At 53.0% G+C, this 11,781-nt stretch carries 8 protein-coding genes and 1 tRNA gene; 4 read left to right on the forward strand and 5 right to left on the reverse strand.

Annotated features, from left to right (window positions below; genetic code table 11):
- Window position 1 precedes the first annotated feature (1 nt).
- Together ACQG0T_RS00585 and ACQG0T_RS00590 are read left to right on the forward strand one after the other, a co-directional pair.
- Entirely contained in the window at window positions 2–220 is a 219-nt protein-coding gene (locus ACQG0T_RS00585; protein WP_049126852.1) for an ogr/Delta-like zinc finger family protein, read from the forward strand.
- 28 nt (window positions 221–248) lie between these two features.
- The gene (locus ACQG0T_RS00590) at window positions 249–812 is read left to right on the forward strand and encodes a phage polarity suppression protein (protein WP_086626609.1); all 564 of its coding nucleotides are present in this window, start codon (window positions 249–251) and stop codon (window positions 810–812) included.
- 288 nt (window positions 813–1,100) lie between these two features.
- On the opposite strand, the gene ACQG0T_RS00595 is transcribed toward ACQG0T_RS00590, so the two are convergent.
- From ACQG0T_RS00595 to ACQG0T_RS00605, 3 genes are all read right to left on the reverse strand, one after another.
- On the reverse strand, window positions 1,101–2,867 hold the full coding sequence (locus ACQG0T_RS00595) for an AAA family ATPase (protein WP_187189593.1): 1,767 nt from the start codon (window positions 2,865–2,867) through the stop codon (window positions 1,101–1,103).
- Window positions 2,864–4,069 (reverse strand): tyrosine-type recombinase/integrase, encoded by a 1,206-nt coding sequence (locus ACQG0T_RS00600; protein ID WP_058681603.1) that lies wholly within the window; start codon window positions 4,067–4,069, stop codon window positions 2,864–2,866. Before ACQG0T_RS00600 ends, ACQG0T_RS00595 begins: the two co-directional genes overlap by 4 nt.
- Before the next feature lie 161 nt (window positions 4,070–4,230).
- A tRNA-Sec gene (locus tag ACQG0T_RS00605) sits at window positions 4,231–4,325 on the reverse strand.
- 287 nt (window positions 4,326–4,612) lie between these two features.
- Here ACQG0T_RS00605 and ACQG0T_RS00610 point away from each other — a divergent pair.
- Window positions 4,613–6,004, forward strand: coding sequence for a glycoside-pentoside-hexuronide family transporter (locus ACQG0T_RS00610; RefSeq protein ID WP_252051679.1), 1,392 nt, complete (start codon window positions 4,613–4,615; stop codon window positions 6,002–6,004).
- A gap of 12 nt (window positions 6,005–6,016) precedes the next feature.
- A complete protein-coding gene (gene yicI, locus ACQG0T_RS00615) occupies window positions 6,017–8,335 on the forward strand; it encodes an alpha-xylosidase (protein ID WP_064489746.1) in 2,319 nt (772 codons plus the stop codon).
- Between the two features lie 128 nt (window positions 8,336–8,463).
- Here the strand turns inward: yicI and ACQG0T_RS00620 are convergent, their stop codons facing one another.
- Both ACQG0T_RS00620 and xanP read right to left on the reverse strand, forming a co-directional pair.
- On the reverse strand, window positions 8,464–10,158 hold the full coding sequence (locus tag ACQG0T_RS00620) for an AsmA family protein (RefSeq protein ID WP_047056962.1): 1,695 nt from the start codon (window positions 10,156–10,158) through the stop codon (window positions 8,464–8,466).
- Between the two features lie 118 nt (window positions 10,159–10,276).
- Window positions 10,277–11,668 (reverse strand): xanthine/proton symporter XanP, encoded by a 1,392-nt coding sequence (gene xanP, locus ACQG0T_RS00625; RefSeq protein WP_063932399.1) that lies wholly within the window; start codon window positions 11,666–11,668, stop codon window positions 10,277–10,279.
- Window positions 11,669–11,781: the final 113 nt, after the last annotated feature.

Below are 11,781 nucleotides of genomic sequence, written 5' to 3' on the forward strand. Positions count from 1 at the left end.
CATGTTTCACTGCCCGTTCTGCAAAACCAGCGCGCATTCCCGCACCAGTCGCTATCTGTCCGATAACGTCAAACAGCGCTATCACCAGTGCATGAACATCGAATGCTCGGCCACGTTCCGTACGCTTGAATCCATCGACGGGGTTATTCGTTCACCGGTGACAGAGCCGGTTATCCCTGTACCCGCACCGGAGCCCACCATTAACCGTGCCGGTGCGTGAGCACGGCCAGACATCAGGAGAAACATACGTGTCCACACTGACGCTACAGAAAGCCTTTGAGGCCTGTCAGGCAAACAAATCCGCATGGCTGCAACGCCGGGATGAACTGAAGCAGGCCGAACAGGCATACCGCGAACAGCTTGCCGGTAACGGCCACAGCGGCCGGAGCCTGCAAACGCTGCGCGAGATTATCGACGTGAAAAAATGGGAAATCAATCAGGCTGCCGGTCGCTATATCCGTTCGCATGAGGAGGTGCAGCGCATCAGTATCCGCGACCGTTTAAATGATTTTATGCAGGTGCACGGCGCGGAGCTGGCCGCCGCTCTTGCCCCTGAACTGATGAATTATTCCGGGCAACACTCCGCCGTTCAGCGCTGCGCCATGCAGCACTCACTCGATTATCTGCGCGAGGCGCTACAGCTCTGGCTGTCAGCCGGTGAAAAAATCAATTATTCGGCGCAGGATAATGACATTTTAACGACCATCGGATTCAGGCCTGACGCGGCTTCGCGCGATGATAATCGTGAAAAATTCACGCCCGCACAGAACCTGAATTACACCGGCCGCCGTGCAGAACTGGCCGTGCAGTAGCCCGCTTAAAAATCCCCGAAAATCCCGCCATTTTTACGTATAAAAGCCATGCATGCATAAGGTGCATGGTTTTGCATGCGCTTTACCGACACTGAATCCCCCGCCAGCGCCAGCACTGGCGCGCCCTGAGGTTGGTCATGCACCTGCATTAAAAGCGCCCCCTTAAGCGGGCAGGCGGGGCGGGGAGAGCATTGCGCGCTAAGGTAGGGTTATTTAATTTCTCTCTGGCTTGAAGAAAGATACTCAAACCAGAGGGGTTAAACGCGTCATTGACGTCGTATGAATTAATTACTGCGGTTGACTATTTTTGAAAGAGATGCTTTGTTCTAATGATTCTTTTATGCGTTTAACGCAGTCGGTTAGTTCAATTATTGCACCACGTCGAAATGAACTCGTGATTTTTTTGTGATGAGCATTTATGGATGAATGTAATTTCTTAAGATGAGGCAGTTCAGCAGAAAGATAGTCTGCAAGGTTAGAAAAGTTATAGAGAGAGGACAAGTGGTTTGAGAACATCTGAATATCGTGAATAGACCAAGTGTTTTTTATGCCATTTATGATGAGCTCTACATCCAGAGTTTCAAGTAGATTGAATTTGAATTTTGATTGGTAAATATCCATGTCAATTGCACACCATCCAGCGCTATTCATTTTTTCTTTCAGTTTATCTATTTTATCTTTCTTGATTATCTCGCTATATTTATTGAGGAAGTAATTGTGTAATTCATTGCCATCTCTTCTCAAGATGTGTAATGGGATATCATCAATATTTGGGGCCGTTTCAAGAAAGTATGTTTTTATTTCATCATCGCTGAAGCTTTTTTTGTTCTCTTCGATAACTTTATTTGTTAATCCTTTTATGCGGGGTATGTAGTTTGATTTTGAAAGTCTAAGATAATTGTTAGTTGCTATTAACCACGCATGCAGTGTGGGAGATGTGGTCTTAAATATTACTTTCTTAATTTCATCTACATAGTCACTTTCAGATATATTATACCATTCAGGTTGAGCTAATGTAGCGTAGTCACTTTTCTTTAACGGTTCTTGGAAGTTGAAAACAAATGGGATGATGTCTTTTTGGGATATCACATTAAAACAATATGGAACCATTAAGTCATTGTATGTTCTATAAGCAGTGATATTCAAAAGATTGCTCTCTTCTTTGCTTATTTTATCCGGATCCTCCTCAGAGGAGGTCGTTAGTGTCTTAAGAGAAGATGTAATATAGTTATCATGGAAATCATTTTCTTGATATGAAAACTTCTCTTTTAGTATTATGTGAGCACAGAGCGAGCTGACTAGGTTTTTTATGTCTATATCAGGTATTTTTTTTCCAGAATCTTGTTCTTCAAACAGGGGTAACAATTTTGAGATTACTCTATTTATTATTCTTAGGTTTTTTTCTTCAAATCCAATAATAACCTGAGAGATTAATTCTCTATGTTTCTCTTCTAATGGCTCTAACTTTTTCTCTAATATTTCAGCAATGTTGTTAATGGAAAAATATATTTCATCGCTAACAACTTTCTCTTTATGACCTAACAACTCATCACTTTGCTTTGAAAAATTCCCCACAAGAATAAAGTCTAATTGGTTGTCATTTTGATAACTTTGCAAGCAAAAAGTTGCTATCTCATCTCTCAGTGGTTGGGGGATTCTTTCTAAATCATCAATAATAAAAACACCTGAAAGATCCTTGAGGACATAATCTCTCATCGCACCTGAAAAGGTTGATATAATTTGCTCTGTTAATTTCCCTGTTCTTTCCTCTTGTGTAAGTACGGATGCAGCACTTGAGGTTAATTCTCCAAGCTGTCTTATCTCTGAAGGATTATTTAGATACGTTATGCTTAGCATCCTATCTTTGAAATCTTGTAAGCTATTTAGTCCAAGTGTGGATAAATAAAAATGATTCTTGTTTGAATAGTATTTTTTAAATTCAGTTTGAAGAAAATATGTCTTTCCTACACCCCACTCTCCATTTATTAAAATAAGACCATCACGTTTTTCTTCTAAAATACGAATTAAAACAGAAACTATTTTATCTTTATTCATGAAGGGATCCTTTTATCATTCCAATCAAAAGTTAATTTCGGATAAAGTTGGTCACTATACCACTGCAACATATTTAATCTTTTTTCTAAATATTGAGCATGATTGTAGGTGCCTCGTATAGTGTTTCTATCTACATGAGCTAACTGCATTTCAATCCATGTACTATCAAATCCCTGTTCATGCAGGATAGTGGACATTGTATGTCTGAATCCGTGACCTGTGGCACGGCCTTTGTAGCCAAGTAACTCAATCACTTGCGAAACGCTTTCTTTTGATATTGGTTTGCTGCGATTATTCCTACCAATAAAAATGTATGGATAATGGCCAGTGATAGGCTTGAGTTGCTTAAAGAGGTCAATCACTTGAGTAGATAAAGGGACAATATGAGGCCTACGCATTTTCATCCGTTCTGCGGGTATTTCCCATGTGCCCTTTTCAAGATCCACTTCTTCCCATGTAGCAAAACGCATTTCCTGCGTTCTTACACCAGTTAACATGACAATCTTAGTCGCATTTTTAGTGATGATGCTGCCGGTATACCCCTCAAGATCCCGAATAAAATAAGGTAGCTCTTCAGCGGATAAAAAAGGATGGTGCTTTTGCTTAGGTACGGTCAGAGCGATAGCTAAATCAGGTGCTGGATTGTATTCAGCGCGGCCAGTTATGATCGCATAGCGATAGACCTCGCCGCATCGTTGGCGCACTTTTCTGGTCTTCTCTAGTGCTCCACGCTTCTCTATTCGTCGCAATACTTCAAGTAGTTCTAACGGTTTGATTTCACTGATAGGACGTTTACCAATGAACGGGAACACATCTTGCTCGAATGTCTTAATGATTTCTTCGCGATAGGCCACTGTCCAACGGTCAGCTTTGTTGGCGTGCCATTCTCGACATATGGCTTCGAATGAGTTCTCTGTTGAAAGTTGCTGTGCCAGCTTTTTGGCTTTACGTTCTTCAACTGGATCAATGCCATTTGCGACCTGCTTACGGGCCATATCGCGTTTCTCACGTGCTTCTGCGAGGCTCACAAGGTCGTAGCTGCCAAATGACATTAGCCGCGCTTTACCGGCAAAACGAAAGCGGAAGCGCCAGCCTTTCGAGCCGTCGGGATTGATAAGCAATGACAAGCCTTGCCCATCGTTCAATGTGTATGGCTTGTCTTGGGGCTTTGCTCGTTTAATTTGTATGTCTGTTAGTGCCATGTGTATAAGTCAAAAATATGTATAAAAAATCTATACACATCACTATACATTTTTTTCATGGATTCAGGGAGAACTTGTCGGACGGTTCCGGATGAGTGATTTAATATGTGTGTTGAAAATAAAGGCTTTTTAGACGTTTTCGGATGGTGGCGGAGAAACTTTGGCGGAAGATCACAGGAGTCGAACCTGCCCGGGAACGCTGGCGCCCCCAACTGGATTTGAAGTCCAGCCACCTCACCGGAGATGACGATCTTCCGCGCCTGCATTGCTACATGGAGGCGGGGCGCATTATAGCTACTTTCAGGCATTTACCACATACCCCACACCACTTTTTTCACCTCTCTTTTGACCTTAACCCCCCTGTTTCAGCTAATTCTTAAGAAAATCCTCAGGTTAGCATTTCGTGCTCATCAACTTTTATCCCGATCACAAAAAACAAGAAACGTAATCTCTTAACCAGAAAACGCAATACCCGCCCCTGAAACAATGGTTTAAAAAACGGTAACCGGTCTCAGCGCCCCCTACAGCGTGAAGGATAAAAATATGAGCGAAGTACTGTCAGTAAAAGAGAAGATTGGCTACGGCATGGGAGACGCCGCCAGCCATATCATTTTTGATAACGTCATGCTTTATATGATGTTTTTCTACACCGATATTTTTGGTATTCCCGCCGGGTTTGTCGGCACCATGTTCCTGCTGGCCCGCGCGCTGGATGCGATCTCCGACCCGTGCATGGGGCTGATTGCCGACCGCACCCGCAGCCGCTGGGGCAAGTTCCGTCCGTGGATTTTATTCGGCGCGATACCGTTCGGCATCGTCTGCGTGCTGGCGTATACCACGCCGGACCTGAGCCTCAACGGTAAAATGGTTTACGCCGCCGTTACCTACACCCTGCTGACCTTGCTCTATACCGTGGTCAACATCCCGTACTGCGCGCTGGGCGGCGTGATCACCAACGACCCGACGCAGCGTATCTCCCTTCAGTCCTGGCGCTTCGTGCTGGCGACGGCGGGCGGCATGCTCTCCACGGTGCTGATGATGCCGCTGGTGAACCTGATTGGTGGCGACGATAAGGCGTTCGGCTTCCAGGGCGGCATCGCCGTGCTGTCGGTGGTCGCGTTCCTGATGCTGGCGTTCTGCTTCTTTACCACCAAAGAGCGCATCCAGGTGCCGCCGAGCACCACGTCCATGCGGGAAGACCTGCGCGACATCTGGCACAACGACCAGTGGCGCATCGTCGGCGTGCTGACCATCCTCAACATTCTCGCCGTCTGCGTGCGCGGCGGCGCGATGATGTACTACTGCACCTGGATCATGGGCTCGCCGGAGGTGTTCGTCGCTTTCCTCACCACCTACTGCGTCGGCAACCTGATCGGCTCCGCGCTGGCGAAACCGCTCACCGACTGGAAGTGCAAGGTCAGCATCTTCTGGTGGACCAACGCCGCGCTGGCGGTGGTCAGCGTGGCGATGTTCTTCGTGCCGATGCATGCCACCGTGCTGATGTTCGGCTTCATCTTCGTTATCGGCGTGCTGCACCAGCTGGTGACGCCGATTCAGTGGGTAATGATGTCCGATACCGTCGACTACGGCGAATGGACCAACGGCAAACGTCTGACCGGCATCAGCTTTGCGGGCACGCTGTTCGTGCTGAAGCTCGGCCTGGCGCTGGGCGGGGCGATGATCGGCTGGATGCTGGCAGGCGGCGGCTACGACGCGGCAGCCAAAACCCAGAACAGCGCGACCATCAGCATCATTATCGGCCTGTTTACCCTGGCACCGGCGATCTGCTACGTGCTGAGCGCCATTATCGCCAAACGCTACTACACGCTGAAAACCCCCTTCCTGACCAAAATCCTGCGCGAGCTGGCGCAGGGCGCGCGCCGCAATCAGCAGGAGTTTGAAAACCTGCCGGTCAGCAAAGAATTGCAGAACTAAGAGGACGAAAGCATGAAAATCAGTGATGGAAACTGGCTTATTCAACCGGGCCTGAATGTGACCTATCCGGTGCAGGTGTTCGACGTGGAGCAGCAGGGCAATGACCTGGTGGTGTATGTGGCGCCGCGCGACGTGCGCGAACGCACCTGGCAGCTCGACACGTTGATGTTCACGGTGCGCCTGTTTGCCCCGCAGGAAGGAATTGTCGGGGTGCGCATCGAACACTTCCAGGGTGCGCTGAATAACGGCCCGCACTATCCGCTGAACGTTCTGAAGGATGTAAAAGTTGAGATTGAAAACAACGCCGAGTTTGCCGAGCTGAAAAGCGGCAGCGTCAGCGTGCGCGTCGCCAAAGGCGAGTTCTGGGCGCTGGATTTCCTGCGCAACGGCCAGCGCATTACCGGCAGCCAGCTGAAAAACAACGGCTACGTGCAGGACAGCAATACCGATCGCAACTATGTGTTTGAACGTCTGGATCTGGGCGTGGGGGAAACGGTCTACGGCCTGGGCGAGCGCTTCACCGCCTTGGTGCGCAACGGTCAGACGGTCGAAACCTGGAACCGCGACGGGGGCACCAGCACCGAGCAGTCCTACAAAAACATCCCGTTCTACCTGACCAACCGCGGCTACGGCGTGCTGGTGAATCATCCGGAAAATGTCTCGTTTGAAGTCGGCTCCGAGAAGGTCTCCAAAGTGCAGTTCAGCGTGGAAGGGGAGTATCTCGAGTACTTTGTGATCGACGGCCCGACGCCGAAAGAGGTGCTGAACCGCTATACGCAGTTCACCGGGCGTCCGGCGCTGCCGCCTGCGTGGTCGTTCGGCCTGTGGCTGACCACCTCCTTCACCACTAACTATGACGAAGCGACGGTGAACAGCTTTATCGACGGCATGGCCGAGCGCGACCTGCCGCTGCACGTGTTCCACTTCGACTGCTTCTGGATGAAGGCCTTCCAGTGGTGCGACTTCGAGTGGGACCCGGTGACCTTCCCCGATCCGGAAGGCATGATCCGCCGCCTGAAAGAGAAAGGGCTGAAGGTCTGCGTGTGGATCAACCCGTACATCGGCCAGAAATCGCCGATCTTCCGGGAGTTGAAAGAGAAGGGCTACCTGCTCAAGCGCCCGGACGGCTCCCTGTGGCAGTGGGACAAATGGCAGCCGGGGCTGGCGATCTACGACTTCACCAACCCGGACGCGTGCCGGTGGTATGCCGACAAGCTGAAAGGCCTGGTGGAGATCGGCGTCGACTGCTTCAAGACCGACTTCGGCGAGCGTATCCCGACGGACGTCCAGTGGTTTGACGGTTCCGATCCGCAGAAGATGCACAACCACTACGCCTACATTTATAACGAGCTGGTGTGGAACGTGCTGAAAGAGACGGTGGGAGAAGAAGAGGCGGTGCTGTTTGCCCGCTCCGCGTCCGTGGGTGCGCAACAGTTCCCGGTACACTGGGGAGGCGACTGCTACGCCAACTACGAATCGATGGCCGAAAGCCTGCGCGGCGGGCTGTCGATTGGGCTGTCCGGCTTCGGGTTCTGGAGCCACGATATCGGCGGGTTCGAAAACACCGCTCCGGCGCACGTCTACAAACGCTGGTGCGCGTTCGGGCTGTTCTCCAGCCACAGCCGCCTGCACGGCAGCAAATCCTATCGCGTGCCGTGGGCGTACGATGACGAGTCCTGCGACGTAGTGCGCCACTTCACCCAGCTGAAATGCCAGCTGATGCCGTACCTGTATCGTCAGGCGGCGCTGGCGCACGAGTTCGGCACGCCGATGCTGCGGGCGATGATGCTGGAGTTCCCGGACGATCCGGCGTGCGATTACCTCGACCGCCAGTACATGCTCGGGGATTCAATGATGGTGGCGCCGGTGTTCTCCGAGGCGGGTGACGTGCAGTTCTACCTGCCGGAAGGGCGCTGGACGCACCTGTGGCACAACGATGAAATCGAGGGTAGCCGCTGGCATAAGCAGCAGCACGATTTCCAGAGCCTGCCGGTCTATGTGCGCGACAACACACTGCTGGCGCTCGGCAATAATAACCAGAAGCCGGACTATGCGTGGCACGAGGGGACGGCCTTCCAGCTCTTTAACCTGAGCGATGGCGCAACGGCGGTGAGTGAAGTGCCTGCGGCGGACGGTTCTGTAGTGTTTGCGCTGAAGGCGTCACGTCAGGGCGACGTCGTGACCTTTACCGGCGCGGGAGATGCGCAAAACTGGTCGGTGTGCTTGCGCAACGTGCAGAAGGTCGGCGGCGTAAAAGGCGGTTCACATGCGGGCAGCGAATGGGGTGTGGTGGTGAAAGCCGAGGGGGATGAGGTGGTGGTTCACCTCTGAGCTGGAAAAATGCCCGGTGGCGCTTCGCTTACCGGGCCTACGGTAATTATGCGGTCTGATGCCCTCACCCACGGTAGAAGGAACCAAAACCTCGTAGGCCGGGTAAGGCGAAGCCGCCACCCGGCTTTTTACTGTGCCGGAGCCACCGTAGACACCATCCCGCCGGTCATCGTCTGTTGCACCTGCCGTTTATCCATATTCACTGCGCTCAGCTTCCCATTCACCGTCGGCTTCAGCGGCGCATTGGCCTGCACGCTTCCGCTGGCGGTGAGCTGAATATTGCCGTCGCCCGCAATCGGCAGCGCTGGCCAGCCCCACTGCTGCAAAACGTTGAGTGGTACACCGCGCCCGTTCAGGCTCACGGTGGTTTGTCGCTGTGGCAGCTGTGACACGGTGGCGGTCGCTTCCAGGATCCCTTTCTCGGTAAAGGCGCTCAGATCGGTAATATTTACCGTTGCGGCGTTGGCATTCAGCGCCAGCGACGGGCGACGCACGTCGACGCGGTTAAAGGTTGCTGCCGCCCCGTTGAGGGTTGCGTTACCGCCCCACACGCCCCACTTGTGATCCTGCGCCAGCCGCAGATTAGCGCCATAACCGTCGAGGGAGGTGATCTGCCACGGGAACGCCGGATCGATGTCGATCACCAGGTTGCGGCTCAGGCCGAATTTTTTCAGCGTTACGCTGTTCAGCCATGCCGGGAGCGGGTCCATCCACAGCGTTTTCCAGTTTTCCGGAAGCGTATATTCCAGCCCGGCAATGGCAACGTCGTCCAGCACCAGCGCCTGACCCTCGCGCAGCCAGTTGCCGGAGGTACGCACCATGCCCCCTTCCCAGCGGGAGGTGAACTGACGCAGCGCAATGCCCTGCGGGGAGAATTCCGCATTCAGGATAGGGTCAAACAGATGCAGCGAGCCGTAAATAAATTCGCTGGCGTTCATGGATAACCGTCCCTCCTGGCTTTGCCAGTCCCCTTTACTCAGGGTGAGGTTACGCAGGCTGAGATCGAGGTCGGTTACCGCCCAGTCTGGCCCCTGTAGACGGGCATCGGTCACTTCCAGCCGCCCAATCTGTAACGAAGGCAGGGTGGAGAGAGGGGCGAAGAAATCCAGCAGCGATTTGTCGCTTTGCAGGCGGATCTCATTCAGACGCAGGGTGTTGATAACCCAGCCACCGTCGGCATTACGCAGAGCCGAGCCCGTCAGCGAGCCGCGCGCCATATCGGCACCGATGGTATTCAGCACCACCTCTTTGCCGTTGAGTTGTCCCTGAATCAGCACGTTGTTGGCCGGTATGCCGTTGAGCGTGAGCGACCCGGCGCTCATCTGGATTTGCGCATTTTTTCCCAGTACGTTCCCCGCCTCGGGCTGCCACGGGCTGACGCCGCCGGTCACCTTTTGCGCACTGAGATCCCACTCCGTATTCGGGCTGTTAAAGGCCATGTTATTCAGTTGCAGACGGTCGGCCTGGAACGGCAGCGGCGCCGTCTGCGGCGATAAATTCAGCGTGCCATCGAACAGGGTGATGGCATCCATATGCAGCGGGTCGGTGATCTGGCGGCTGCTTAAGCCAATATCCACTTTTTTAGCGACCAGCGTGGCCGGTTTGCCATCTCGTCCGAAGGTAACGTTTTCCAGAAGGATGTGAGAAGGAGATGAAAAGCGGTGATCCATCAGGTCAAAGTTGAGCTCGTAATCGGTATTCACCGTGATCCAGCTGCTGACCTGCGATGCGCCCCAGCGGGTCTGGAGCAGAAAATAAAAGGCGAGCACTACAATGAGCAGGGCTACCAGAAGATAGATAAGCAGCTTTCCAATAAATTTCATGGTCTTCCTTCCCGCGAAACGCACATAAGGGTGTTATGCACGATTTATGCGCAATGCTCAAGGCGGGAATGGTGTAAAGAGATGTCACGGCAGGCATTGACAGCCTGCCGTGTGGGGATCAGTTCTTTTCAGGCGGGAAAATGAGATTCAGCACAATAGCGGTAATACCGCCCGCGGCGATGCCGGAAGAGAGCAGGTTTTTCACCCAGTCAGGGGCAAACTGCAAAATCATCGGCTGCTGGGAGACGCCAAGCCCTACGGCGAGAGACAGCGCAATAATCATGATTGCGCGGCGGTTCAGCGGCTCGCGGGAGACGATACGCACGCCAGAGGCCGCGATGGTACCGAACATCACCAGCGTCGCGCCGCCCAGCACCGGCTCAGGGATGTGCTGCACAAACCCGCTCACCGCCGGGAACAGGCCGAGGACCACCAGCATCAGCGCTACCACGAAGCCCACGTAGCGGCTGGCCACGCCGGTCAGCTGGATCACGCCGTTGTTCTGGCCAAAGCAGGAGTTCGGGAAGGTGTTGAACACCGCCGAGACAAACGAGTTCAGTCCGTTCGCCAGCACGCCGCCTTTCAGACGTTTCATGTACAGTGGGCCGGAGACCGGCTGCTCGGACACGTCGGAGGTGGCGGTGATATCGCCAATGGTTTCCAGCGAAGTGATCATAAAGACCAGCATCAGCGGCAGGAGCAGACTCCAGTCAATGCCCAGGCCGTAGTAGAGCGGCGTTGGCACGGTAATCAACGCGCTGTTGGTTGGGGTGGTGTTTTCCGGCAGCATGCCCAGCGCCCACGCCAGCAGGTAACCGGCCGCCATGGCGATCACCAGCGATGCCACGCGCAGGTACGGGTTACGCTGGCGGTTAAGCAGAATAATGATCGCCAGCACGACGCCTGCCAGCAGCAGGTTTTTCGGCGCGCCGAAGGTATGGTCGCTCATTGCCGCGTAGCCGCCCCCGATGGAGGTCAGACCCACCTGGATCAGTGACAGGCCGATAATCATCACCACCACGCCGGAGACCAGCGGGGTGATCACCCGGCGCGCCAGGTGCAGAACGCGGGAAATGATCATCTCTGTGCAGCTTGCCAGCATCAGGGTGCCGAAAAGCGCCGCCATCATCGTCGGGACATCTGCGCCGCCGGTTTTCAGTGCCGTACCGCCCATGATCAGCGGCGCCACAAAGTTAAAGCTGGTGCCCTGAATCGACAGCAAACCCGAGCCCACCGGACCCCAGGCTTTAATTTGAATGATGGAGGCCACGCCGGAAGCGAACAGAGACATACTGATGATGTGTTGCGTATCCTGCGCCGGTAACCCCAGCGCCTGGCAAATCAGCAAAGCCGGCGTGATGACCGCAACGAACATCGCCAGCAGGTGCTGGCAGGCGGCAAACAGGGTTTGAGGCAGCGGGGGACGATCTTCAAGGCGGTAAATCAGTTCGCTGTTTTGCTGATGCGCAATCGGTTGCGCATCAGCAGACTCCAGAGTGTTAACAGACATCGGCGGCAATCCCACGGTGGAAAAGCGGGCATTTTAGCTGACCACCTGGTAAAAGCAAACGATTGCCAGCAAAAAAAAGAGAGAAAATCTGCCGGTGTGAGCAGGTTTTCTAC

The organism is Enterobacter cloacae complex sp. 302F9, from assembly GCF_050030335.1.
GTDB classification, from domain to species: domain Bacteria; phylum Pseudomonadota; class Gammaproteobacteria; order Enterobacterales; family Enterobacteriaceae; genus Enterobacter; species Enterobacter hormaechei_C.

Coding starts and splice junctions, on each gene's coding strand:
- ACQG0T_RS00600 (WP_058681603.1), bottom strand. CDS start 4,069: ATGGCACTAACAGACATACAAATTAAACGAGCAAAGCCCCAAGACAAG.
- ACQG0T_RS00585 (WP_049126852.1), top strand. CDS start 2: ATGTTTCACTGCCCGTTCTGCAAAACCAGCGCGCATTCCCGCACCAGT.
- ACQG0T_RS00620 (WP_047056962.1), bottom strand. CDS start 10,158: ATGAAATTTATTGGAAAGCTGCTTATCTATCTTCTGGTAGCCCTGCTC.
- ACQG0T_RS00610 (WP_252051679.1), top strand. CDS start 4,613: ATGAGCGAAGTACTGTCAGTAAAAGAGAAGATTGGCTACGGCATGGGA.
- xanP (WP_063932399.1), bottom strand. CDS start 11,668: ATGTCTGTTAACACTCTGGAGTCTGCTGATGCGCAACCGATTGCGCAT.
- yicI (WP_064489746.1), top strand. CDS start 6,017: ATGAAAATCAGTGATGGAAACTGGCTTATTCAACCGGGCCTGAATGTG.
- ACQG0T_RS00595 (WP_187189593.1), bottom strand. CDS start 2,867: ATGAATAAAGATAAAATAGTTTCTGTTTTAATTCGTATTTTAGAAGAA.